The 23925-nt window shown below is 38.9% G+C and carries 23 protein-coding genes, 1 tRNA gene and 1 other annotated feature; of the genes, 8 read left to right on the top strand and 16 right to left on the bottom strand.

Going from position 1 to position 23925, the window contains the following annotated elements; genetic code table 11:
* Nucleotides 1-142 precede the first annotated feature (142 nt).
* Nucleotides 143-214, bottom strand: a tRNA-Asn gene (locus tag AC1TO4_RS12680).
* A 312-nt stretch (nt 215-526) separates the two neighbouring features.
* Between AC1TO4_RS12680 and AC1TO4_RS12675 the strand changes: the two genes are divergently transcribed.
* Both AC1TO4_RS12675 and AC1TO4_RS12670 read left to right on the top strand, forming a co-directional pair.
* Nucleotides 527-1084 (top strand): SLOG family protein, encoded by a 558-nt coding sequence (locus tag AC1TO4_RS12675; RefSeq protein WP_482105629.1) that lies wholly within the window; start codon nt 527-529, stop codon nt 1082-1084.
* Between the two features lie 423 nt (nt 1085-1507).
* Complete coding sequence (locus AC1TO4_RS12670) at nt 1508-2242, top strand: glycerophosphodiester phosphodiesterase (RefSeq protein ID WP_482105626.1); 735 nt, start codon at nt 1508-1510, stop codon at nt 2240-2242.
* Nucleotides 2243-2296: 54 nt separating this feature from the next.
* On the opposite strand, the gene AC1TO4_RS12665 is transcribed toward AC1TO4_RS12670, so the two are convergent.
* The 4 genes from AC1TO4_RS12665 to AC1TO4_RS12650 all read right to left on the bottom strand — a co-directional run bounded on the left by AC1TO4_RS12665 (nt 2297) and on the right by AC1TO4_RS12650 (nt 4925).
* A complete protein-coding gene (locus AC1TO4_RS12665; RefSeq protein WP_482105625.1) occupies nt 2297-3010 on the bottom strand; it encodes a gamma-glutamyl-gamma-aminobutyrate hydrolase family protein in 714 nt (237 codons plus the stop codon).
* Between the two features lie 78 nt (nt 3011-3088).
* Nucleotides 3089-3406, bottom strand: coding sequence for a thioredoxin family protein (locus tag AC1TO4_RS12660; RefSeq protein ID WP_482099958.1), 318 nt, complete (start codon nt 3404-3406; stop codon nt 3089-3091).
* A gap of 105 nt (nt 3407-3511) precedes the next feature.
* On the bottom strand, nt 3512-4309 hold the full coding sequence (locus AC1TO4_RS12655; RefSeq protein ID WP_482105624.1) for a GNAT family N-acetyltransferase: 798 nt from the start codon (nt 4307-4309) through the stop codon (nt 3512-3514).
* Between the two features lie 109 nt (nt 4310-4418).
* The gene (locus AC1TO4_RS12650) at nt 4419-4925 is read right to left on the bottom strand and encodes a DUF3231 family protein (protein WP_482099960.1); all 507 of its coding nucleotides are present in this window, start codon (nt 4923-4925) and stop codon (nt 4419-4421) included.
* Between the two features lie 202 nt (nt 4926-5127).
* On the opposite strand from AC1TO4_RS12650, the gene AC1TO4_RS12645 reads away from it, so the two are divergent.
* On the top strand, nt 5128-6090 hold the full coding sequence (locus tag AC1TO4_RS12645) for a M23 family metallopeptidase (protein ID WP_482100117.1): 963 nt from the start codon (nt 5128-5130) through the stop codon (nt 6088-6090).
* 171 nt (nt 6091-6261) lie between these two features.
* Here the strand turns inward: AC1TO4_RS12645 and AC1TO4_RS12640 are convergent, their stop codons facing one another.
* Nucleotides 6262-7278, bottom strand: coding sequence for an LLM class flavin-dependent oxidoreductase (locus AC1TO4_RS12640; RefSeq protein WP_482105623.1), 1017 nt, complete (start codon nt 7276-7278; stop codon nt 6262-6264).
* Between the two features lie 154 nt (nt 7279-7432).
* Nucleotides 7433-7660, top strand: a binding site (T-box leader).
* A gap of 70 nt (nt 7661-7730) precedes the next feature.
* Here AC1TO4_RS12640 and AC1TO4_RS12635 point away from each other — a divergent pair.
* Both AC1TO4_RS12635 and serA read left to right on the top strand, forming a co-directional pair.
* Nucleotides 7731-8891: a pyridoxal-phosphate-dependent aminotransferase family protein gene (locus AC1TO4_RS12635; RefSeq protein WP_482105622.1), complete on the top strand. Its 1161-nt coding sequence runs from the start codon at nt 7731-7733 to the stop codon at nt 8889-8891.
* Nucleotides 8892-10478: a phosphoglycerate dehydrogenase gene (gene serA, locus AC1TO4_RS12630; RefSeq protein WP_482099963.1), complete on the top strand. Its 1587-nt coding sequence runs from the start codon at nt 8892-8894 to the stop codon at nt 10476-10478.
* Nucleotides 10479-10601: 123 nt separating this feature from the next.
* On the opposite strand, the gene AC1TO4_RS12625 is transcribed toward serA, so the two are convergent.
* The 3 genes from AC1TO4_RS12625 to AC1TO4_RS12615 form a co-directional block, all read right to left on the bottom strand.
* Nucleotides 10602-10856: a GlsB/YeaQ/YmgE family stress response membrane protein gene (locus tag AC1TO4_RS12625; RefSeq protein ID WP_482105621.1), complete on the bottom strand. Its 255-nt coding sequence runs from the start codon at nt 10854-10856 to the stop codon at nt 10602-10604.
* Between the two features lie 269 nt (nt 10857-11125).
* Nucleotides 11126-11920, bottom strand: a complete 795-nt coding sequence (locus tag AC1TO4_RS12620) for an HAD family hydrolase (RefSeq protein WP_482105620.1) — start codon at nt 11918-11920, stop codon at nt 11126-11128.
* Nucleotides 11921-12138: 218 nt separating this feature from the next.
* Complete coding sequence (locus AC1TO4_RS12615) at nt 12139-13227, bottom strand: branched-chain amino acid aminotransferase (RefSeq protein WP_482105619.1); 1089 nt, start codon at nt 13225-13227, stop codon at nt 12139-12141.
* Nucleotides 13228-13541: 314 nt separating this feature from the next.
* Between AC1TO4_RS12615 and thpR the strand changes: the two genes are divergently transcribed.
* Nucleotides 13542-14087: an RNA 2',3'-cyclic phosphodiesterase gene (gene thpR / locus AC1TO4_RS12610; protein WP_482105618.1), complete on the top strand. Its 546-nt coding sequence runs from the start codon at nt 13542-13544 to the stop codon at nt 14085-14087.
* A gap of 126 nt (nt 14088-14213) precedes the next feature.
* Nucleotides 14214-14915 (top strand): DUF421 domain-containing protein, encoded by a 702-nt coding sequence (locus AC1TO4_RS12605; protein WP_482105617.1) that lies wholly within the window; start codon nt 14214-14216, stop codon nt 14913-14915.
* Between the two features lie 103 nt (nt 14916-15018).
* Here AC1TO4_RS12605 and AC1TO4_RS12600 read toward each other — a convergent pair whose 3' ends face one another.
* The 6 genes from AC1TO4_RS12600 to AC1TO4_RS12575 form a co-directional block, all read right to left on the bottom strand.
* Complete coding sequence (locus AC1TO4_RS12600; RefSeq protein WP_482105616.1) at nt 15019-15468, bottom strand: SRPBCC family protein; 450 nt, start codon at nt 15466-15468, stop codon at nt 15019-15021.
* A gap of 153 nt (nt 15469-15621) precedes the next feature.
* Nucleotides 15622-16344: an amino acid ABC transporter ATP-binding protein gene (locus tag AC1TO4_RS12595; protein ID WP_482105615.1), complete on the bottom strand. Its 723-nt coding sequence runs from the start codon at nt 16342-16344 to the stop codon at nt 15622-15624.
* A 16-nt stretch (nt 16345-16360) separates the two neighbouring features.
* Nucleotides 16361-17071 (bottom strand): amino acid ABC transporter permease, encoded by a 711-nt coding sequence (locus AC1TO4_RS12590; protein ID WP_482099971.1) that lies wholly within the window; start codon nt 17069-17071, stop codon nt 16361-16363.
* Nucleotides 17072-17125: 54 nt separating this feature from the next.
* Nucleotides 17126-17920 carry a basic amino acid ABC transporter substrate-binding protein gene (locus AC1TO4_RS12585; protein ID WP_482105614.1) on the bottom strand — a complete coding sequence of 265 codons (795 nt, stop codon included), beginning with the start codon at nt 17918-17920 and terminating at the stop codon, nt 17126-17128.
* Between the two features lie 219 nt (nt 17921-18139).
* Nucleotides 18140-20365, bottom strand: coding sequence for an RNA polymerase recycling motor HelD (helD, locus tag AC1TO4_RS12580; protein ID WP_482105613.1), 2226 nt, complete (start codon nt 20363-20365; stop codon nt 18140-18142).
* A gap of 242 nt (nt 20366-20607) precedes the next feature.
* On the bottom strand, nt 20608-22356 hold the full coding sequence (locus tag AC1TO4_RS12575) for an EAL domain-containing protein (protein ID WP_482105628.1): 1749 nt from the start codon (nt 22354-22356) through the stop codon (nt 20608-20610).
* Nucleotides 22357-22766: 410 nt separating this feature from the next.
* On the opposite strand from AC1TO4_RS12575, the gene AC1TO4_RS12570 reads away from it, so the two are divergent.
* Nucleotides 22767-23165, top strand: a complete 399-nt coding sequence (locus tag AC1TO4_RS12570) for a hypothetical protein (RefSeq protein ID WP_482105612.1) — start codon at nt 22767-22769, stop codon at nt 23163-23165.
* 67 nt (nt 23166-23232) lie between these two features.
* On the opposite strand, the gene AC1TO4_RS12565 is transcribed toward AC1TO4_RS12570, so the two are convergent.
* Nucleotides 23233-23907 (bottom strand): hypothetical protein, encoded by a 675-nt coding sequence (locus tag AC1TO4_RS12565; RefSeq protein ID WP_482105611.1) that lies wholly within the window; start codon nt 23905-23907, stop codon nt 23233-23235.
* Nucleotides 23908-23925 lie beyond the last annotated feature (18 nt).

Here is a 23925-nt window from a genome sequence, read left to right as displayed (position 1 = left end):
CGTCGCCATGGACACCCTTGCGTTAAGCTAACTGTTACTTCTGCCTTCACAGTTCGGGACTTGCACCCTATAGACTACGCCCATGCTGGGCGCACTCAAAAAACCTCTACTCAATTGAGAAGAGGTTTTTACTAAAAAATGACTCCGGAGGTAGGAATCGAACCTACGACCGATCGGTTAACAGCCGATTGCTCTACCGCTGAGCTACTTCGGAATGGATATTAACTTTGTAAACGTATTATATCCAAAACTCATTATGTTATACATTACATTCATCGACAGAAGATAAGATTTCCAAACAGATGATTATATCCAAAAATAAAATCCCAACCTTTTGGAAACAGTTTGGATTTTGTTCCTGATTTCAATCCATGTTGCATGACATGGATATTCCCCCTGTCCAAAATAACCTTTACAATATTAGGGAAAGCGTAATATGAACATCAGAGACTTACCTATATTACAACCACTATTCATGCTAAAATGATAGGTAATCATTTTTTTACTGGTAAAGGAGGCGGAACGTATTCTAAAACGATTGGTCGTTACGGGGTATAAACCGCATGAACTTGGTATATTTGATGATAAACACCCAGGAGTACATTTCATTAAAAAGGCTTTGGAAAATCGACTAGTAACATTGCTAGACGATGGATTGGAATGGGTTATTATTAGCGGTCAACTAGGTATTGAAACATGGGCAGCGGAAATCGTAATTGAATTAAGAAAAGAACATACCGGATTAAAATATGCGATTATCACCCCTTTTAAAGAGCAAGAGAAAAATTGGAACGACATGAAAAAGGAAAAGTACCATACGATTGTTGCTTTGGCCGATTATCATGTTAGTTTAACGAGCAAACCTTACGAAGCTCCATGGCAGTTTATCGAAAAAGACAAATTTTTCATGCGTAATTCTGATGGAATTCTCATTGTCTATGATGAGGAAAATGAAGGATCTCCAAAATTTGTGAAGAAGGCAGCAGAAAAACACGCTGAACGTACGGACTACCAAGTACTCACAATTACCGCGGACGACTTACAAGTAATCGCGGAGGAAGAACAGATGGATGAATGGCAATGAATCTTATGTTACCTTGACAGATGATATTATCCATGATAAGATGATTCAGTTAACAATTAGGTAATCGTTATGATTGAATATCTGGCATTCTATGTACTGTTTTTGAGAATACTTATTCACACTGGCGCGACTAAAGGGTCGCAAGGACGTAAAAGTAGGCAGGGTTTATGTTGCTTAAGTTAGAAGACACCCAGTGGAACAATGACCGCGGCTCTGAAAGCTTATCCTTTCTATGGAAATTATTCCCCGAATTTTCGGGATGAAAAATTAAATTCAAAATAGTAGTGGTACCTAACAAAAAACAAAGGGATGTCCTCAATTGAGGACATCCCTTTTCCAATTTACATTGTTTTCAGCAAGTAAATCAATTGCTACTCCATGATGAAAGCCTTACAATTATAGGTAAATAAAGGAGGTTTTAAATTGAATATTTATGCTCATCGCGGCTCATCAGGAACACATCCCGAAAATACAATTTCTGCCTTTCGGAAAGCTGCTAAACTGCAAATATACGGCGTAGAATTTGATGTTCATCTTACAAAAGATGGTGAACTGGTCGTCATCCATGACGAAACAATTGATAGAACGTCTAATGGCCACGGTTTCATAAAGGATATGACGCTATCAGAACTAAGGATGTTTGATTTTGGCAGCTGGTTTTCTTCCGTATTTCAAGGGGAAGTCATACCTACATTACGTGAAGTACTCGATATTTTCTCTGAAACGTCTCATCATCTAAATATTGAACTCAAATCAGATATTTTTCCATATGAAGGAATGGTCAAAAAAGTTACCGAGCTAGTATCGGTTATGAAACTTGATAGTCGTGTCGTAATTTCTTCATTCGACCACGGAGCGGTTCAAATGGCAAAAAAAATAGCCCCCCATATAGAAACCGCCGCCTTGTTTATGGAAGTACTTGTGGAACCGCTTGATTATTTGCGATCAATTCCTGCAGATGCCTTGCATATAACATTACCATCCGCTCTCCGACCGTTTGCTAAAATGGTTATCGATAAAGGTGTTTCCATTCGTGTATTCACGGTAAATGAGTATCAATATGTAGATGCTTTGACTCAAGTCGGTGTCACCGCTATTTTCACAGATTACCCAGAAAAAATGATGACTTATTTGAACAATAAAAAACTGAGCAAATGAACTGCACCCCAGCTAGTAAGTGTGACTACCAATTGGGGTACCGTTCAAACTAGCTCAGCTTTTTTTCCTAGCAGACGCACCAATAAACTTATCAAAAAGCCGTAGGGAGACAGAATCTCCTTTTGCTGATAATGATTCGGGATGCCACTGAACACCCAGTACAAATTCCTTACCAATGCATTCGATTGCTTCTATAATTCCATCACTCGCCATACCAGTAACTTTGAAAACAGCAGCTACATCTTTCAAAGATTGATGGTGGTATGAATTAACTTGAATGCGCTCACTTCCCGCTATCGATTTTAGCAGACTTCCTTCTTCGACCAGGACATAATGAGAAGGATGTGTTTTGGGTGCGATTTGCAAATGCTGGAGCGTTGGCCCCTCGTTCTGTTTATGTAAATCTTGAAAAACTGTACCACCAGCTGCAACATTCAGTATTTGGATTCCCCTGCATATACCGAGAATAGGTTTGCCTGTTTTGAGCATTTGACGTGCAAGTTCCAACTCGATTGAATCCCTGATTGGTGAAACTTCACCGAGATAAGCATATGGCTCCTCATTGAAAAGCATTGGATTAATGTCCTGCCCTCCGGATAAAATAAGTCCATCCAACATTCCAAGCAGTTGACTGACATCTTCCTCAATCCCAACCGGAATAATAAGCGGTAAACCGCCCGCTCTGATGACCGATCGGACATATTCATTATCTAAAACGTGCTTGCCACTTTGTTCGACATCTGTCGTTATGCCGATAACCGGTTTCATCAACAGTCCCCCTACTTAACGGTATTTTATTTACCAGGGTTACAAATTGCAAGTTCACGTCAATCAAATCACGATGCATTAGGCAGACAAGCTGTTGATAAACTCTTCAATCTCTGCTTGCGATTTTCGATCCTTACTGACAAAGCGCCCTACTTCTACCCCGTCATGGAATGCTATGAAACTGGGGATTCCAAAAATATCAAGTTCCCCACATAAATCGATAAACTCGTCACGGTCAACCAGGATGAATTGATATTCAGGATAATCCGCTTCAATTCGAGGTAAAATTGGTTCAATGACGCGACAATCCCCACACCAATCTGCTGAGAACATAAAGATTATACGCTCCTCACTTTTCAATTGTTCAAATTGCTCGATCGATTGCAACTTCTCCATTCGAATCACTCCTTATTTTAAATTATCTATAATTTTAATTCTATCATCAAAAAAAGTGGCAGTCACCAACTCAGCCTTTAATCGACTCATTTTTTTAACAACCAACTATTTTTTGAAGCTCCACATGGACCATTTTCCGATGTCTACAAAGCCAATCCGTTTGTAAATAGAACCTGCATCGGGATTATCGTAAAACAGACATATCATCTTACCTTCTTTGAGAAGTTCTTCGCAGATCACCGACATACAAAATGAAGCCAACCCTCTTTTTTCGTGACCTGGTAACGTTCCTACACCTACAATCATTGCAGACTGGCTATTCTCAGCCGTACTCGATGCAGAACTAATTATTCGACCGCCCTCTTCGATGTAATAAGACCGTGCTGACCCATTGCTAAGTGAATCACGTTTATGTTCAACACTCATCGTACTCATTGCAAATTCAGGTATCCCTTGCATTTGATCAATGATTATTTCAGCGTCTTCAGGTACAGCTTTCTTCACAACTATTCGTGCGGGAACTACTTGCAAGTCATTTCCCTTCTCACATTTCGCATAATAAAGTACTCGAGGATTGGTTGGTTTCAAATTCAAATGCGGTTCCAATTTAAGAACAATATGTTCAATCCCAGATATGAACTCGTATTTTTTATCAAAATTGATTATTTCTGCGATTCCTTGCGCATCGAATTCTCCAGGTGCATAGACTATGAAGTTTCCAGCATATTTTAACAGAACACCACGCAATTGATCATCCTCTGTGACATCTCCCCATAATTTCTGAATGGGATTATCAAACCCATAGGCTTCGATATCTCCAATAATAAAAAGGTTTTCTGCTGGTTTTTGAGAGACAAAATCTAAAGTTAGTTGCCTGTCTTCCTCAGTAAGTAGTCGAATCATTCAGAACACCTCTTTTACTTTTATGCCTAAGTTTACCAAGAGGTGCTCGATTTCACAATATGAAAAGGACCTTGTCAATAAAGCTGACAAGGTCCTTCTAATCCAGCCGTTAGCTTGGAACACTTTTATGAAGCGGTGGGGGAATAATCCACCCTTTTTCTTTATTCAAAGTTAACAATTTAAAACCGAACAGCATTTTATCCGCGTGGAATTTACTGAACATCATTGCGACATCTTCCCGCAAGCATTGTCCCATTACTTGACTGCATGACACAAGACCCTGCCCGACATTAATGGACATTGCAGCACTGATTTCCGGATCCATAAATCTCGCACCGACCGGTATATCTTCTGCTGTCGCTTTAGGTCGTTCAGGCAATGAAGGGGGTAATGCGATTCCATTCTCTTTCAAAACATTTTCAAGTTGCTTATTTTCTGATTTCATCGTTTTAATTGCCTCTTCTAGGAGTTCAATGAGATCTCCGTCACCTGCATGATTAACAAATGCTTCGTAGCCACTAATTAGCCCATTATTCGCCAAAACATATGCCCATGATCCTATTACTTCTCCGTAGTGCAACGGTTCGTCTTTCGGATTTCCATCTAAAATTCCCAATTTTATTATCTCTCCTTTTTTCTCCACTTGTTTAAATGGATCTCAACCTTATTATGTGAAGATATAAAAGTTATATACATCATTTTGTCTAGCTCGAAAATTTTCACATAGCTACACAGTTATGAATTAATCAATTTAGGGAATTCTAATTAAATGGCTAAAAAGGGAGGGTATTTTTGTGCGACATTGGATTTTGTTTCCGATGTATATCATCACATTGTCGTTTCTATTCTTTACTGTTGTTGTAGCTAAGGAAGAACCATCAAGAGAAACAATTCTGGAAGAACGAATGCAATTTTATTTACGTTTCGAGAATGTAACTGTTCCGTGGTATTATTTAGCCGCCGTCGATCAGTATGAACGTAATATCCAGCAGGTTCGAACTGATATACCCAAGAAAGATGGAACCATCGCAATCCAATTTTTAGATGATTATTGGATTGGCCCACTTAATCCAAATAAAGACGATACATCTTCTGAATCGATTGCCTACTTTGGCGGAAATGGCCTTGATGGTAATGGAGACGGTGTTGCAGATAATAATAATGCGGAAGATGTGCTTTTTACAATGGCTACTTATTTAAGCGGGTATGGACAAGAAGAAGAGGATTTTAAATTAGCTTTAGAAGAATATTACAAGCGTGAAGAAACTGTTAGACAAATCATGACGATTGCAAAACTGTATAAGCACTTTGAAACGCTGGATCTGGATGAACATGCTTTCCCTATTCCCACCAATTATAATTATAGTTACAATGGAACCTGGGGGGCAAAAAGAGGCTGGGGCGGCCGAAGAATTCATGAAGGAACCGATTTATTTGCAGGTTATGGTGTCCCCGTGCGAGCCACGTCTTATGGAGTAGTTGAAATAATGGGCTGGAATGAATTTGGAGGTTGGCGGGTCGGTATTCGAGATACACATAATACGTACCACTATTTTGCCCATTTAGCTTATTTTAATAAAGATATCACAGAAGGTGACATCGTTGAACCAAGAACAATCATCGGTTCAGTAGGCAGCTCAGGTTATGGTAAAGAAGGGACATCAGGTCGTTTCCCTCCCCATCTCCACTACGGGATGTACAAATATAACGGACGGACAGAATGGGCTTTTGATCCGTATCCTTCGCTCAAAGTTTGGGAACGACAAGATAAGCAGAGATGAATAAAAGTGTAAAGCATCGGTTATCATACCGGTGCTTTTATTTTCGAATTTGTTTCCCCCTCTTATCTTCCCAACGTCTATCATCAATATTTACCATAAAAAGATTTTAATTGAGTAATTTTTCATGGTAAAAAGCCGCACCCCTTCATAAAGGTCGCGGCTTTTATTTATTCAATTCATCAATTCTGCAACAATTTCATAAGAACGCAATCGATCTTCATGATTGAATATTTGCGTGTTAATAATTAATTCGTCTGCTCTCGTTTCTTGAATGAAACTTTCGAGCTTTTGTTTTACAGTTTCCGGACTGCCGACGATTGTTGTACGAGAATCTAGCGTTTGCGCAATAGATGCCTTTTGTTGTGGTGACCAAAAGTCTTCGATATTGTCGACGGGTGGTTTTAGTTGTGACGGCATTCCCGTAGTGATACCAAGGAATTGTAGTTGCTGTGAAGTTGCCAACCATTGCGCCTTCTCATCCGTCTCCGCTGCGATGACGTTGACGCCGAGCATGGCATATGGTTCCTTAAGAAATTTAGATGGTTTGAAATTTTGATGGTAAAGCTGCATAGCAGCCATTGTATAGGCTGGCGCAAAATGACTTGCAAAAGAGAATGGCAAACCTTTCTGCGCTGCGAGCTGTGCACTGAAACCGGATGAACCAAGAAGCCAAATCGGAATATCAAGCCCTTCACCTGGAAATGCGCGAACACGGGCTGATCTGTCCGGTTCAAAATAAGCTTGAAGTTCCGCCAACTGTTCCGGAAAATCATCGCCAGTGCTTTGCAAAGTACGGCGCAGCGCATAGGCTGTTGCCTGATCCGAACCAGGTGCACGGCCTAACCCCAGATCGATTCTTCCCGGATAAATCGATTCGAGTGTACCGAACTGCTCGGCAATAACAAGCGGCGCATGGTTAGGTAGCATAATCCCTCCCGAACCGACGCGAATCCGATTTGTTGCTCCAGCAATATGCCCGATAAGGACTGATGTCGCAGAACTTCCAATACCTGGCATATTGTGATGCTCAGCAAGCCAGTAGCGGTTGAATCCCAATCGCTCGACGTGTTGTGCCAATTCTGCACTATTTTTGAAGGACTGCGTTGCGTTGCTGCCTTCATTTATCGGAGAAAGATCTAGAACTGAAAGTGGAATCGAATTGAATTTTTTTATATTATCTACAACCAAATCTAATCACTCCTTATTTTGTTCTCACTAGAAAGGATACCGTTCCTGCAAGCATTGTTCTATCAATTGGTCTCAGAAAAAATTGATATCTTCAAAAACGATGCTTGACATTCGTTTTTCATTTGTTATGATTAGTTCTAATTCCATAACTAATCTAACTATTTTGATGGAGACACACTTTATCTACTGAAATCTCAAGAGAGCTGATGGATGGTGCAAATCAGTGATTTCTTTGTAGAGTAGCACTCCGGAATAGATAAGCCGAAACATTTAGTAGGTTTATCCGTCACATGCGCGTTAAGCATGCTAACTAAGACTGTCGCTTTTATTGGACAGTAAAAAGGGTGGTACCGCGTGAGTATTAGAGCTTTTCGCCCCTTACATTCATTTGTAAGGGGAGGAAGGCTTTTTTTCTATTTATTTTTATTTCCATAATCGAGAGGAGAATGAAGATGTTACAAGACCAAATGCTACTACGAATTCCGGGACCGAGCCCCATCCCACCAAGTGTACAACGGGCGATGAGTCAACCAATGATCGGCCACCGGGGACAAGAGACATCGACTATGCTTAGAAATATCAAGCCTGGACTGCAAAAGGTTTTTGGCACGAGTCAAGACGTTCTAATATTGACCGGCAGCGGGACGGCTGGTTTGGAAGCTGCCGTTGTAAATATTGTCAATCCCGGCGATGAAGTATTAGTCGTTGTAACAGGAGCATTCGGTGAACGTTTCACAAAAATATGTGAAGCTTACAATATCAAGGTTCATAGTGTGGATGTCGAATGGGGACAAGCACTGGATCCTTTGCAGATTAAAGGTCTATTGCAAAATAACCCCGATATTAAAGCCGTATTTTCTACATATTGTGAGACGTCAACGGGTGTATTGAATCCTATTAAGGAGCTGGCACAAGCAGTTCATGAAGTGTCGGATGCTTTAATCATTGTAGATGGCGTTTCTTGTGTCGGTGGTGTAGAGACGAAAATGGATGACTGGGGAATCGACGTATTAGTGACAGGTTCTCAAAAAGCGTTCATGCTTCCAGCAGGGCTCGCTTTTATCGCAGCGAGCGACCGCGCATGGAACATCATTGAAAACAATCCCCAACCTCGCTATTATTTGGATTTAATTAGATATCGTGACAATTTGTTAAAAGATACAACTCCATTTACACCTGCATTATCTTTGTTATTCGGTCTGGAACAAGTGCTTCAACTAATGGAGAATGAAGGATTCGAACAAGTGAACGCACGTCACACTTTGATGATGAATATGACGCGCGCCGCTTTCCGAGCGTTAGGAATCCCTTTACTAACAAGTGACAAGGATGCCTCCCCCACTGTCACTGCCGTAAAACCGGATGATTTCGATGCAGAAGCGTTTAGAAAAGTCATTAAACAAGAATTTGGTTTAATTGTTGCAGGCGGACAACAACATTTAAGCGGAAAAATATTCCGCATTGGCCATATGGGTTACTGTTCACCAGCAGATGTTCTGCAAACGATAAGTGCAATGGAAATCGGCCTACTAAAAATCGGCAAAAAGATAGATTTAGGTAAAGGGACTGCAGCAGCACAGCAAGTCTACGTAAACGAAGGAGTGTTGGTCTAAATGACTTTTAATATACTAATCAGCGATCCATTAAGTGAAGATGGTATTTATCCGTTAAGACAAGCTGAAGGTTTGAACATCGTTATTGAAACAGGTTTCTCACCAGAACAATTGGCTGATAACATTAAAGATTATGACGCACTGCTTGTCCGTAGCCAAACACAAGTGACACGTGAAATCATTGAAAAAGCGACAAATTTGAAGATCATAGGACGTGCTGGTGTCGGCGTCGATAACATCGATTTGGATGCGGCAACTGAACACGGAATTATCGTCGTCAACGCTCCAGATGGCAATACGAACTCTGCTGCTGAACATACAATGGCAATGTTGATGGCTCTAGCACGTAAAATACCACAGGCATTCAATTCGTTGAAAAATCAACAATGGGACCGTAAATCATTTATTGGCGTTGAATTAAAAAACAAGACGCTAGGTGTTGTAGGACTAGGACGAATTGGAGCGGAAGTTGCAGCAAGAGCGAAAGGACAACGCATGAATGTCATTGCCTATGATCCTTTTTTAACTGAAGAAAAAGCGAAAAAAATGGGAATTACAGCAGGTTCTGTTGAAGACGTGCTAAAAGCCGCTGACTTCATAACTGTTCATACCCCACTTCTAAAAGATACTCGTCACATGATCAATAAAGAAGCATTCGACTTGATGAAAGATGGCGTCCAGATCATTAACTGTGCACGAGGCGGTATTATCGACGAAGATGCACTCTATGATGCCATTGTTGCTAAAAAAGTAGCAGGTGCTGCACTCGACGTTTTTGAAACAGAGCCATTTGTTGGTCATAAACTGCTGACACTTCCCGAAGTAATTGCAACTCCTCACCTAGGTGCAAGTACGATTGAAGCGCAAGAAAGTGTGGCAATCGACGTAAGCCAAGATGTTGTAACATTTTTAAACGGCGGAGCTGTCCAGAATCCTGTTAATCTGCCTTCCGTTTCTAAAGAAGCACTTGCCAAAGTTGAGCCATTCTTTAACTTAGTTGAAAAACTTGGTGTATTCCTGTCCCATTTAGCAGAAGGCGTCATTCAAGAGGTAAATATATATTACTCAGGAAATCTCGCAGAATCTGATGTCCGCCCTTTAACTCGAAACACGCTAAAAGGACTTTTAAAACGTAACCTCGGTACACATGTGAATGATGTAAACGCGAAATTTTTGGCAGACCGTTTTGACATCAAGGTAAATGAACATAAAACTTCAACATCTAAAGGCTTTTCAAATTTAGTTACTGTAGAAGTATCGACAACGAAAGGTTTACGACGTGTTGCCGGAACTTTGCTTAACGGTTTAGGCGCACGTATTGTGAAAGTCGATGACAACCTCGTAGATGTTACACCTGAAGGTCACTTGTTGTTCATTAACCATAAAGATCAGCCCGGTGCCATCGGGCGAGTTGGAACGTTGCTAGCAATTGAAAACATCAATATTGCGACGATGCAGGTTGGTCGATCGAATGTCGGCGGAGATGCCATAATGATGCTAACCGTTGATAATCATGTTGAACAGAATAATGTTGATCGATTGAAAAAGCTTGAAGATATTTTCGATGTTATTGCAATAGACTTGTGAGTTTTATTTAGAAAACAGACCTACTTTATCACAAACTCCACTATTTCCATAAAAAAGAACGAGCATCATTTTACATTGATGCTCGTTCTTTTTTCAGTATATAACTGATACATGTCTTTTGGGTTAAAACGTTTTACGCATAGACTTCATGAGAAAGCTAACAATAATCACAAAAATTAGTGCCCCTATAATAGCAGGAACAATATAAAAGTCCGCAAGTTTAGGTCCCCAATTCCCCAGCAATCTTCCACCAATCCATGCACCAATTACACCAGCTATGACGTTACCTATGACTCCGCCCGGCATATCTTTACCTAAAATGATTCCTGCAAACCATCCAATAATTCCGCCTAGAATTAAAAATAATATCAAACCCATACTGTACATCTCCTTTTAAGTAATTTGGATTTTCATGAATCATTATTCCAATGACTATAGTAATTGAAACTTCGGGAAGGAGAACTAAACCTAAATCTCACACTAAATTAATACGCTACAGAGACTATGAATATACCTTTTCGATAAAATCCTCAAAAAAAGATCTATTCACAATAGTGAATAGATCCGAGAAATCCTTAACTATGGAATTGTTTAGTCTCCAAGTTTCAAAGTCCTACGCGCCATAGGATTTCCCACTAGTTGACAGTTTACTTTTTCCTCAACTCTTCTAGTATGGGAAATAGTTCTTCTAAATGACATATCTCATAAGTGGGTATTACTTCTTCACTTGGTTGTTTATCCTCACGATTAATCCATACAGAACGCATTTCCACTCGAGAGGCACCTAAAATATCTGTCATCAAATTATCTCCAACCATGATTGCTTCATCTGCTTTTACATCAGTCTCAGTGAGTATGTGGTGGAAAATCGATGGATCTGGCTTTCCAATTCCAAATGCGCCCGAAATGATAATCTTTTCAAAGTAAGGTGCTATTTCCGATGTGATTTCCAGTTTTGTATATTGCAAACTTGGAGAACCATTTGTCAGTAAAATGAGTTTGTATGTATCTTTCAAAAGGTCTAGCACTTTTAATGATTCTTCATATACAAATGGATGTTTTTTCCTTTCCTCCGGGAATAGTTCCGCTAATTCACTTCCTAGTTTTACATCGTCAATACCTAGCCGCTTAAGTCCTCTCGTCCACGCTTCCATACGATAGCTTGGAACAATTTCTTTCATTCTCTGGAAGGAGTCGCCTTCATCATTAAAATCCCCCCAAAGACCTTCAAAAGGATTAATACCGATTGTTTGTGTGAATTCATATATATCATAAGTTTCATAAAGTTTCCTGGCTTCGAACCTGACAGCTTCTTCAAGTACCACCGGATCAATATCATGTTTTTGTGCGGCATTTTCACAGGTTTTCTTGAATGCAACTGCCACACTTTTATTATCCCATAGCAACGTATCATCCAAATCAAAAATAATTGCTTTAATCATAAATGACCATCCCCTATTTGTTTTATATATAAGTATACATTAGATTACAAATTCTTTATCCAAACTACAAATATCAGTATTGTTAAAAATGCATATAGTTGATATCAGTTTGGGTTGTTTGTTGTTTGTCGTTTAACTACTAAATGCTTTGCTTCATTCAAAGAAAAGGATAGCACCTTAGAGGGCTACCCTTTTCTACTTTCTTATTGAAGAAACGGTTACGCTTTTACCGGTTCAGTAACTTTGACTACCCAACCAAATGGATCTTCTACTTTTCCAGTTTGAATACCTGTGAGTGTATCATAAAGTTTTTTAGATAATTCACCGGTTTCATTATTATTAACGACCATTATTTCATCGCCCCAATTAAGTTCTCCAATTGGTGAAACAACCGCTGCCGTTCCTGTACCAAACGCTTCTTCTAACGTACCATCCATGTGTGCTTGCCTTAATTCTACCATTGAAATTTTACGTTCAACGACTGGGATATCCCAGTGTTTAAGTAATTGAAGGATTGACTTTCTCGTAATCCCTTCCAATATGCTGCCATTCAGAACTGGTGTTATGACTTCACCGTTTATTTTGAAAAAGACGTTCATGCTACCAACTTCTTCAATGTACTTTCGCTCTACTCCATCAAGCCAAAGAACTTGTGAATAGCCTTTTTTACTCGCTATCTCCTGTGCTCTCAGTCCTGACGCATAGTTGCCTGCTGTTTTTGCATTTCCTGTTCCGCCAGCTACTGCGCGCACATATTCATTTTCAACTAAAATTTTAACCGGATGGATTCCTTCTTTATAATAAGATCCAACAGGTGAAAGAATAATGATGAATTTATATTTCTTAGATGGTGCAACACCAAGATACGGTTCAGTTGCGACCATGAAAGGCCTTATATAAAGTGAAGTTCCTTCTGTTTCTGGAATCCAGTCTTTATCAATAGTAATTAATTGTTCCAAAGCTTCAATTGCAATCTCTTCGTCGAAATGCGGCATACACAAGCGTTCGCCCGATTTGTTCATGCGTTTCATGTTTTCTTCCGGACGAAACAGCAGGACTTGGCCATTCTGACCTACATAAGCTTTTAGTCCTTCAAATACCGTCTGGCCGTAGTGGAAAACAGTGGATGCCGGATCCAACTCAAGTGGTGCGTACGGAACAATTCGATGATCCGTCCAACCTTGTCCTTCACAATAGTCAGCCACAAACATATGGTCAGAAAATACTCTCCCGAATTCCAATTGGTCGGATGATGGCTGTTGTTTTTTCGTTTCGCTTAATGTGACTGTAATTGTACGGGTCGTCATAATATGTGCATCTCCCTATTCCTAATTTTCCGGCCATTCGCTCTGGCCATTTCCGTATAGTTGTCGAATTAAAAGGAATACCTAGTTAAGCGACGTGTAACCACTTTAACCATATTCCTTTATTTGGATACAATCGATAAAATCATTATCTAATAATATTGATTATATCAACTTCTTTATAAATAAGCTATCTAATCCCTATAAAAAAGTATTTGTAAGTGAAAATGTTTTTTAACGAAATTGCTGAGTTGATGAAGATCTTCCGGGCCACACTAAGGATGAATCATCAATTCCATTTTAAAGGAGGAGCAAGAATGTCCAAACATTATTTCATCGGTATAAAAATACCATCGACTTTAGAAAATCATGTTGAGGGTTTCAGGAATAAATATGAACTACAAACAGCTTATAAAGTGATTCCGCATATAGAGGATTTGCATGTAACTTTGCTGTATATAGGACCCCTGTCAGAGCAACATTTGCCTTTCCTAACGGATAGACTTTCGGTAATTGCTGATGGTCATAAACCCTTTCACATGCATATCAATGGTTTATCCTATTTTGGTCCGGCGTCAGGTCCGCGAGTTGTCTATTTGACTGTAAGCGAAACCTTGGAATTACCATCTTTACAAAGAGAGATTGAGATCACTGTCGCCAAACAACTTGATATGCCAATCTCAGATCGATTCACTCCCCACGTCACAATCGCAAAAAAAAGGAAGTCGAAGGATAAACTGACCATTCAAAATGAAAATTTTGCACCGATTGAAGTTCCAGTCCTCTCGTTTTCCCTATTCACGATACATCCGGAAAAGTCTCCCAAATATGAGGCAATAAAAACGTTCCAACTGCAATCATAGGATGAAAACTAAATCATAAAACATATTACCTAGTGAAATTCAGGTTGAATTTCTTACCTTACTTGTTAGTAGTCAAAAATAATTAGTATTATTGAAACCCAACGATTAGTAAGGATGTGAAGAAATATGGATTTTTTTCATGGACAAGAAACACTCACGTCAATCCAGTGGATTATACGGGCAATAATTTCATTTCTCTTCTTACTATTCGCAACTAAAATAATGGGAGCACGATCTATTTCACAGTTGCGACTAATCGATTTCACCGTTGCTTTAATTCTCGGAAATATTATTGCTCACCCATTATCAGATGAAAAATTGGGGATGAAAGGATCCTTGATAACAACGACAGTGTTAATTGTCTTATACATTATTTTTGTTTTCTTGAGTTTAAAATGGGACACATTCAGAAAGTGGTTTGAACCATCTCCTTATCCACTGATTAAAAACGGTGAAATAGTTTATATGAACTTAGCAAAAGCACGGATTACACTCGATCATTTATTGTCAGAATTGCGAAAGGAAAGTATTGACGATGTCCAAAATGTTGCTCTTGCACAATGGGAGCCGGATGGAACCATTTCATTTTTCCTGTCGCCTCAACTCCAAGCACTGACTCGAGAAGACATACAATTGATAAAAAAACCATATTCTTTTCAAAGTATAATAATTAAAGAAGGGAAAATCGATTTTCAGGAGTTACATCATTTAGGTAAGGACAATCAATGGCTGGAACATAAAGTTGCAATCTATAACGTGGAAATAAATAACATTTTACTCGCTACACTTGATGATAGCGACGATATGAAGATTTATTTGTATGACTAATTCAGCATGTGTGGTAGTTTCGAAGGAATAGCAAAGTTGCAACTACAAACTTAACTAGTACTTGAAAAAGTTAACCCAAATCGATGGTGACTGGCACCGTGATTCAGTTTTCCGATTCAGCCACCCTTTTTACTCGTTCTAGAAATTCAACAACAACTTTATCGTTGGAAAACAGTAAAAACAACTTCACAAACCATTTTAAAGGCCGATTCGTCATAGTATAGGTAAAAGAGGTTTTATGCTCACTAAGCTTAACCAATTCATAACACGCTGTAATTTCAAACATATTAGCAAGCGTGAAACCGGCTTTCATCTTTTTTTCATTTGGTAAATCTTGATATTGTAACGTTTTTACTTCGTACTCCATTACGCGCTTACCTTCTTTATATTTTTGCAAATACACACTTCCAACCTTTTCGTCTGTTATTGTTATTGGTTTGTTATCAACCACTTGCGGCATAATTTTCCTCATATTTTCTGTAGTTCCATCAAAAAACTTCCAGACCTGTTCAATTGGTGCATCAATCTCGATTTCTTTTGTCCATTGTTTCAATATAAAAACCACCTTCAATTTTTTTCCACCTACTAGTAAGTATCTAACTTTATCACACCAAATGACTAAATAATTATATACCTCCAAAAAAAGGAAAACAGTATAAGTGAACTCACTTCACTCATCTGCTTTCCTTACTATCTTTCGGCCAGATTAGAGCACTTTACTTAAAAATGCTTTTGTCCGCTCATTTTTGGGATTATTAAATACTTGGTCAGGTATACCTTCTTCCACAATAACTCCTTGATCCATGAACAATAGACGGTCGCCCATCTCTCTTGCAAATCCCATTTCATGCGTGACAACGACCATCGTCATCCCTTCAATAGCTAGCTGTTTCATGACATCCAGCACTTCCTTCACCATTTCCGGATCGAGTGCAGAAGTTGGTTCATCAAATAGCATAATTTTTGGTTGCATCGCTAATGCCCTTGCAATCGCAACCCGCTGCATCTGCCCACCGGATAATTGTTCAGGGTATGAATTCGCTTTATCAGCAAGCCCAACCTTTTTTAACAATTGATGAGCCAATAGTTCTGCATCAGCAGGATTCATTTTACGGATTTTTCTTGGTGAAATTGTAATGTTATCGATTACCCGCATATGTGGAAATAAGTTAAATTGTTGAAATACCATTCCCACGTCTTTTCGAATTTCATTGATATCCGTTTTTGGATCATTTACTTTTACGCCATCAATATAGACATTCCCAGCTGTGATGTCTTCCAATAAGTTTATACAACGTAAAAATGTGCTTTTCCCAGAACCGCTTGGACCAATAACGCAAATGACTTCCTTTTCCTTCACTTCATAATCGATTCCCTTTAAAACATCTAACTGCCCAAATGATTTATAAAGGCCTTGTACTTTAATCACACGATCACCTTCCTACTTAACGCCTACTCGAAAATATTTTCTTTCTTTGTGTGGGAACATAACTATTACTGAACCGATTTTCAACATACGTAATAATTTTTCCAAAGATATACGTTAGACATAGATATAGAATGGCAACCGTGATATAGGGTTCCCAAAATCTTGAATAAGCTCCCGCGACTACTTTCCCTGCATATAATAAATCATTTGCAGCGATAATCGTGACTAATGAAGAATCTTTGAGAAGTGCGATTAATTCATTACCAAGCGGTGGAACCATTCGCCTAAAAGCCTGTGGGAGTATAATATTTTTCATTGCAACATTTTGTGTCATCCCCAAAGACCTTGCTGCTTCCATCTGTCCTTTCTCAATCGACTGAATGCCCGCTCGGATAATTTCCGCATTGTATGCAGCACTATTTAAAACAAGAGCAAGTGCACCTGAAACAAAATAACCTAACGAGTGACCGAAAATCCCAGGAATAAGTGCTAAATGTATTAGTAGAATCTGTACGAGTAATGGTGTTCCGCGAAAGAAGTCTACATAGTATTTGGAAGGGTAATAAATCCACTTTTTCTTGGATAATTTCCCCATACCTACGAATAAGCCTAGTACAAACCCTCCCAAATAACCAACAATGGTAAGTGCTAAAGTAATTCCTATTCCACGAATGAACAATTCGCGATAGTTCCAAATCATATCCCATCTTATATCTAGGAAATCCAATTCAATCACTCCCATGTAATGACTTGCTGTATGCAAACCGTTTTATAAAAACGATTACTCAACATCAAATCCTGTGATTTCCTTCAATTCCCCAGATTCTTTTATTTTCTTTATTCCTTCATTTAACATTTCAAGTATCTCCGTATTCCCTTTTTTAACCATTAATCCATAATACTCTTTTTCGAAACTGTCATCTTCTATCGTTTTAACCTTTACGTTCGGATTATTTGCTTTGTAATCAATAATGACTGCATTGTCGCCTATGGATGCATCAGCATTTCCGTTGATCATTTCACTAATTGCTAGAGGCATAGACTCTGTTGCGACGATTTTAGAACTTGTATTCCCTAAAAGTTCCTTTGTCACGATATGACCCGTTGTATTGATTTGAACAGATACTCTTTTGTCTTTCAATTCCTCAAAGTTCGTGACTTTTGAATCTTCAGGAACTAGAATCAATTGATTTGCTATGAAATAGGGATCAGAGAAATCATACGATTCCTTCCGTTCATCCGTAATTGTGATTGAAGAAACTGCGAAGTCTACTTCCCCACCTTTTAATGCTGGAAAAAGAGGCTCCCAACCATAGTTTTTAAATTCAACTTCAAATCCCGCTGCTTCTGCAATCGCTTTCACGATATCAATATCGATACCTACGATATTACCTTTTTCATCCATGTACTCCATCGGCGCATACGTAGCATCTGTCCCGACTTTTAATACTCTTTTTTCGCTAGCTCCATCTGTCGATGTCCCAGAATCTTCCTCGGCTGTTCCGCAGGCAAATAATAGAATGCTTACACTTGCCAATAATAGTCCTAGAGTTAAAATACGCAATTTTTTTGTCATTCTTTTTTCCCCCTTGTATTTTCGACTTTTCGAACACAAATCATTAGAGTTACCCGAAAGTTCAGGATAGTAGTTTTATTATATACGAGTCGTCTTTCCTATACAATAGCGAGATTGGAGATATGAAGTTGAATTATTCAGGTATTTTTATAGTATAAGAGTCATGGATAAGAAATATAGTTAACACTTCGTCCATCGTGCACTGAATCGTTTCGTAACTCAATGCAAGCTAACCATATTTGTAGCACTGGTAATATGCAGTTCATGCATCGGTCTAGTCATAGTCACATAAAGCAATTTTCGATCGATATGGTGATTGCGGAATGGCTCGTTAAAAGAGGCAACAATGACCGCATCGAATTCTAGCCCTTTCGCCAAATGACTTGGAATGATGAGTAGACACTCATCGCTGATACCAGATTGTTCTCCGAGCAATTGGACTGGCATCCCGAACTTTTCCAGATGGCTATGAATCTTCTCCGCATCTTTCCGTGTTTTGCAGATAAGCGCTACTGATTGATGTCCGCGTTCAATAATCCCATCATAGATGCCCTTAATCCTGACACTATCAAACTCAGGCATATCGTAGAATTCAGGATCTCTCCCATGGCGTACGACAGGCTCTACAAGCGGCAAATCTTCATCCATCTGCGTAAGCACTTGATTGGCCAGATTCATTATTTCAATTGTTGTCCGATAGCTTTTTTGGAGTGTCGTATAAGTTGCTCGCGGAAATAATGTCTTAACAGGTTCCCATGATGTTAATGATCTATAACTATGGATTCCCTGGGCTAGATCTCCAACCATCGTAAACATATCTGTCTCAAGTCCATCTTGTAATGCGGCAAGCTGAAACTCGCTATAATCCTGTACTTCGTCAATGAAGACAACCCTCATCTTCCACTTATCCGCAACTCCTTTTAATAACGCATGCAAGTAATAAATAGCTGCTAAATCCTCAATTTCCCACGTTTCTTTTTCATGTGTTGTGAAAAAAGCCTCTCTCTCACTGTCGGACCACTCAGGCGCGAGCTCTGTTTGCAACTGCTTATTTGACAGCCAATCCCGATACAATTTTTTCACATTAAATTTTTTGAATCTACGCATGTAGGCGGAAGTAGTCGTTTTTCCTTCCTTTTCAATGATGGGAAGCCTTTCGTCACGCTCCTCCAGAATTCTTGTGAGCTTGGTTCTCCGTTTCTCTTCATCCCGAATTCCGTAAAGTGCTTTATCAAGTGCGGCATCGTATTTTGTTGTCAGCATATTCATAAGCTGCTTCCGTTTTCGCTTTACGTCACCATCGATGATGATTTTAATCCGCTCAATTCGTTTTTCTACTGGCATATATGAAAAATCTTTGAGAAAGAGCTGTCTCAAACGGGAGGCTTTCACGATTCGATACTTTTCAATGTAGACATCTTCAAACTGTTGAGCCATGTCGAGTTCCAATTTTTCTACATAACGTTGCATCATTCCCCTGTATTGAAGTGAACCCTTTAAGCGTGTCACAAATAGCAAACCCTTTGCTAAGGTTTCAGATTCAGTTAGCAGTTCTAGCTTTGCATCCGGATCTGTCAGCTTCAGTTTTAGCCCTGTCGCGTTCAGCACGTATTCCGTGTACGTAGTCTGACAGATACGTCCTACTCCTAGTTCTGGCAGTACGTCCGCGATATAATCCATGAATAACTTACTGGGTGCCAAAATCATTAATTTTTCAGACGGAAAGCTTTCACCCATTGTATAGAGGAAGTAGGAGATTCGATGGAGAGCGATTGTGGTCTTTCCACTTCCGGCTGCCCCTTGTACAATTATGGGCTGTTTCAAATTTGCTCGAATGATGGCGTTTTGTTCACTCTGAATCGTCGATACAATTTCAGTTAGCCGTGTATCAGCTTTTCCCGCAAGTGCCTCCTGTAAAAGTTCGTCATTCGTTGTCAGATCCACATCACGGATATCAAGCAACTCGCCCTTTTCAATTCGGTATTGCCGTTTAGAATAAAGGTGTCCTTCGAATTCTTCATCTCTTACTTTATAAGAAAGAGCACCGAGTCTACCATCATAGTAAACATTTGCCACAGGCGACCGCCAATCAACAATGATGGGCTCCTGCGTTTCACGGTGGAACAAAGAAGTCTTGCCGATATAAAGCATTTCATCTGCTTCATCTTCCTTTTGAAAATGAATGCGGGCAAAATAGGGCTTTTGCTGAATCGCTTCAAGCCCTTCTCTTTGGGATCGGGCCATTTCAAAAAATCTAGCGTTTGTTAAAATGTTGATGTAGCTTAAACTAGAGTCTAAATAATCCAAGTCTGCCATTGACTGTCGTATCTGCTCTTGAGAAGATTTCACATCACGAATTGATTCTTCCAGTAGTTTTTGCATATATTGTTTTGTGTAATCTAAACGTTCCGATTCAAATTCGAAGTCAGGATGTTTCTGCATCATAACAGGCCCTCCATTTTACGTATTTGCGTTCTATTTTGTCATTTCGTTTCATTTCGTTTGACAGTTTTTTGCGGAAATTGGATAGTATTGTATTTTATCATTGTTACCAATCCAGTGCAATCCACTTTTGCGCAGTACGAAAGCATTCAAAACTGGAAATGAATCATTAAATCTATTCTCCTACAAGAAAGAAAAGCCGTTCATCACTAAATGATGAACGGCTTTTCTGCTTCTATGTTTGTTTAGTTTTCTGCAAATATAAAGTTACTGCCCATTAGTTGCTTACATTGTTTCTTCACTTCACTAACCTTTTTTGCCAAATCATATGTAGTTTGAAAATGATGATTCATTATACCGGCGATTGAAATTGTCAACAATGGAAACAACTCATCTTTTCCATGTCTATTTTTTGATGCAATCCATCCATTTTCAACGTCTTTTTTATTATAGAACTGTTTAACGGATGCTTCGAACTGGTCTATAATTTGCTCGCAATACATCACACTATTTTCTGAGGATACAACGGCAATGAAATCGTCTCCACCAATATGTCCTACAAATTCAGTCGGTAACACAATTCCCCTCAAAATATCGGCAAGTTTCATAAGCACCTTATCACCGTTCTCAAAACCATAAACATCGTTGAATGGCTTAAAATTATCTAAATCTAAATAAAGGATACCATAACCATCTGTTGTTTCAATACAGTGCTGTAACTGTTGCTCAATTAACAAATTCCCAGGTAATTCGGTAAGCGGGTTCATATGTTTCGCAAAGTTAACTTCAATTTCCATCGTTTTCTCTAACAATTCTTTCACAGTTACAATTCCATAATACTGTCCGTTCTTCGTTACAGTAATAAAATCATATAGGTGTTTTGGATCTCTCTTCATCGCAAGCTCTGACACCTTGTGAAGAGGTGTATTGATATCCACTTGTAAAAAGTCATGATCCATTATTTCTGTTATTGCCTTATTGCTAAACAAACTATATCCATAAGGACCACTAATTTTAAAATGTAACTGATTTCGTGTAATGACACCCACCAACCGATTTCGATTAACGATGCAATAGCCCGGTAGAGTATGGTCTAGTTCCATTAATGATTTGACTTCATCGATTAACATCGTTTCGTCAAGCGTTACTAAGGGCGTCGCTATTTTTTTCACGAATGTATCCGTTATTCGATTCCTAGATTTACTTTGTTTACGCTTGTTTTCATCTACAATCAATGCAATTACCTCTTCCCTTATCGGTAATAGGTTGGATTTTGGCTTTTGGATAAAGTAGCCTTGGCCAAAATGAATGCCTAATTCAATGAGCTTAGACAATTCTTCCTTTGTTTCAATTCCTTCAGCAATGATACTTATCTGGGATATTGACGCAAATTCACATAAACTCTTGACAAGCGACTGTTTTGTTATATCACTATCAATATTGCGGATTAAATGCATATCCAACTTCATAAAGTGAGGGTGAATATCTGTTAATATATTCAAACCGGAATAGCCAGATCCTACATCATCAATTGCAATTTGATACAACTGCTCTTTATAGTGATTGATTGTATCTTTAAAATGAGACAGCCTGGAAATGGCTTCTCTCTCAGTTATTTCAAACACAATTCTTCCTGAATCCATATTAAATTTACTTAAATATTCTCTAGTAAAACCATGCCTAAATTTCGGGTCACTCATAATATTTGGATTTACGTTTAAAAACAACTTACCTTCTGATTGAAGTTTATGAGCTGATTCCAATGCTTTTGAACGACATAAGTGTTCCAGCTTCCAAAGTTGCCCCTGTTCCATTGCATAAGTAAAAAGTTTTTCAGGGTTTTGTAATGGCGTATTAGCTGGCCCTCGACTTAAAGCCTCATACCCCAGTACCTCACCATCTTCTAAAGATATAATCGGTTGAAAGACCGTTTGAATGTCTTTGTTACGAATGATGCTGAAAAGTAACTCTTGCAAATGATTTTCTTTTAACATGATCAATAGTACTCTCCCCATTCAATAGGTCATTATAATTAGTATATATACCATTCATTAATCCTTTGTCACAGGAAGGTAATTTTTACGTAAAGAATTTGTAAACTGATAAGTGACTTTCAATTTTTAATAGAATTACATAATAGTGATCGTTGTGTAGGTTTACTGTCCATTCATTTTGTTAAAAAGTCCATATGCTAATAAGAATGAAGAAAGGAGGTTATTATATGGATAAGCATTATAATCCGGACTGCCACTGCCCAAAAACAAGTCATCACCACGATTACGACCTTGATTACAAACATCGCTCGTGCACGCGATGTTGTTCGCATAAATGTAGTCCACATCAAGGCTGTCATGATAGATGTTCCTGCCACTGTCACCGTAGCCGTTGCAGTTGCCGTAAAAATTTGTGCGATACTGATTTCTCAATTCGACTAAGCGGTTTACAAGATGGGTTAAACTTCCGCCTACGTCAGCTACTATGGTGCGAAGCTGAGTTCGAGTTAGAAGGCGGAAATACAGGCAAAGGGACGATTGTCACTGTAGGTTCCAATTTTGTTGAAGTACTTGTAGAAGAAACCTTTCCGTTAGAAAGCCCCGACCATGTTGAAGGGGAAATAGATGAGGCTTTCGAGGAAGACTTGGACAAAGAGTCAACAGAGAAAAAACCTGAAGAAGAAAACGAACTTGATGAGGAGTATGAAGAAAGGAAACATGAAAAAGGTAAGTCATGGATCTTTTCCGTTGATAAGATAGCAAATATTAAAGTGACTGGTTCTTGCCATCGTCAATGCACATGCTGTTAAATTTCTCAATATACAAAGCACGTCAGCCTAAATGAAGCGACACTTCATTTAGGCTGACTTTTTTATTTTATCGATTAATTGTAATGAGTGAAATCTTATCTATCGGGATGATATTTATTTCATCCTCCACTTTTAAAACAATCGTTTCTTTATTCACGTCTGTTAGAAGCCCTTCCACTGTTGAACCGTCAACTTTCACTTGAATTCGTTTAGCTTCTACTATAAGCAAATAAATATCTAAATGAATTCTGAAGAATAAGTGAATTAATTCTGGTGATGACGAAACGACCTCACCAAAGTTAAATGTTAAATTCCGACGTAAACAAGGATCTATCTCGGTTAATTTCGGATCAGGATAAGGCTCTGCATATCGGCCAGAAGGCTTAATGTTTTCAATTTGACGATAAGGTAAAATTGAAACAATTCCCTCTTCCTGTAGGACGACAAAAGTAAATCCAGCTAAGGTTACTATTCCTTCAATCGTCTCACTTAGTTGATTTGTAATTTCAACTCGTAAACCAATTAATCCGTCAAACACTTTTTGAAATGTTTCTTCTGGCGACCGCTCATCTGCCAATGCAAGATCCAGTAGCAGTTCATTTGCATCTCTAATTTTTTCAATAACTCTTTCTAAAACTTCTGGCGGCAGACAGTCCACGGGGGAAGGGAGTCGCGGAGAAGGAAATCGTTCTGGACAACATCGCTCTGGAATATAAAAATCATTTTTTTGTTCTTGTTCCATTTTCTCACCTCCTTTCTT

The sequence above is a fragment of the Sporosarcina sp. Y838 genome (assembly GCF_056786515.1).
Note: the sequence above shows the minus strand (reverse complement) of the source record. Positions and strands in the feature narration are given on the sequence as shown.

What these genes read in the sequence shown, in the direction of transcription:
- AC1TO4_RS12585 (WP_482105614.1), bottom strand. Translation starts at nt 17,920, where the DNA reads ATGACAAAAAAATTGCGTATTTTAACTCTAGGACTATTATTGGCAAGT.
- AC1TO4_RS12635 (WP_482105622.1), top strand. Translation starts at nt 7,731, where the DNA reads ATGTTACAAGACCAAATGCTACTACGAATTCCGGGACCGAGCCCCATC.
- AC1TO4_RS12625 (WP_482105621.1), bottom strand. Translation starts at nt 10,856, where the DNA reads ATGGGTTTGATATTATTTTTAATTCTAGGCGGAATTATTGGATGGTTT.
- AC1TO4_RS12605 (WP_482105617.1), top strand. Translation starts at nt 14,214, where the DNA reads ATGGATTTTTTTCATGGACAAGAAACACTCACGTCAATCCAGTGGATT.
- AC1TO4_RS12660 (WP_482099958.1), bottom strand. Translation starts at nt 3,406, where the DNA reads ATGGAGAAGTTGCAATCGATCGAGCAATTTGAACAATTGAAAAGTGAG.
- AC1TO4_RS12655 (WP_482105624.1), bottom strand. Translation starts at nt 4,309, where the DNA reads ATGATTCGACTACTTACTGAGGAAGACAGGCAACTAACTTTAGATTTT.
- helD (WP_482105613.1), bottom strand. Translation starts at nt 20,365, where the DNA reads ATGATGCAGAAACATCCTGACTTCGAATTTGAATCGGAACGTTTAGAT.
- AC1TO4_RS12575 (WP_482105628.1), bottom strand. Translation starts at nt 22,356, where the DNA reads ATGTTAAAAGAAAATCATTTGCAAGAGTTACTTTTCAGCATCATTCGT.
- AC1TO4_RS12645 (WP_482100117.1), top strand. Translation starts at nt 5,128, where the DNA reads ATGTATATCATCACATTGTCGTTTCTATTCTTTACTGTTGTTGTAGCT.
- AC1TO4_RS12665 (WP_482105625.1), bottom strand. Translation starts at nt 3,010, where the DNA reads ATGAAACCGGTTATCGGCATAACGACAGATGTCGAACAAAGTGGCAAG.
- AC1TO4_RS12615 (WP_482105619.1), bottom strand. Translation starts at nt 13,227, where the DNA reads ATGACGACCCGTACAATTACAGTCACATTAAGCGAAACGAAAAAACAA.
- serA (WP_482099963.1), top strand. Translation starts at nt 8,892, where the DNA reads ATGACTTTTAATATACTAATCAGCGATCCATTAAGTGAAGATGGTATT.
- thpR (WP_482105618.1), top strand. Translation starts at nt 13,542, where the DNA reads ATGTCCAAACATTATTTCATCGGTATAAAAATACCATCGACTTTAGAA.
- AC1TO4_RS12565 (WP_482105611.1), bottom strand. Translation starts at nt 23,907, where the DNA reads ATGGAACAAGAACAAAAAAATGATTTTTATATTCCAGAGCGATGTTGT.
- AC1TO4_RS12620 (WP_482105620.1), bottom strand. Translation starts at nt 11,920, where the DNA reads ATGATTAAAGCAATTATTTTTGATTTGGATGATACGTTGCTATGGGAT.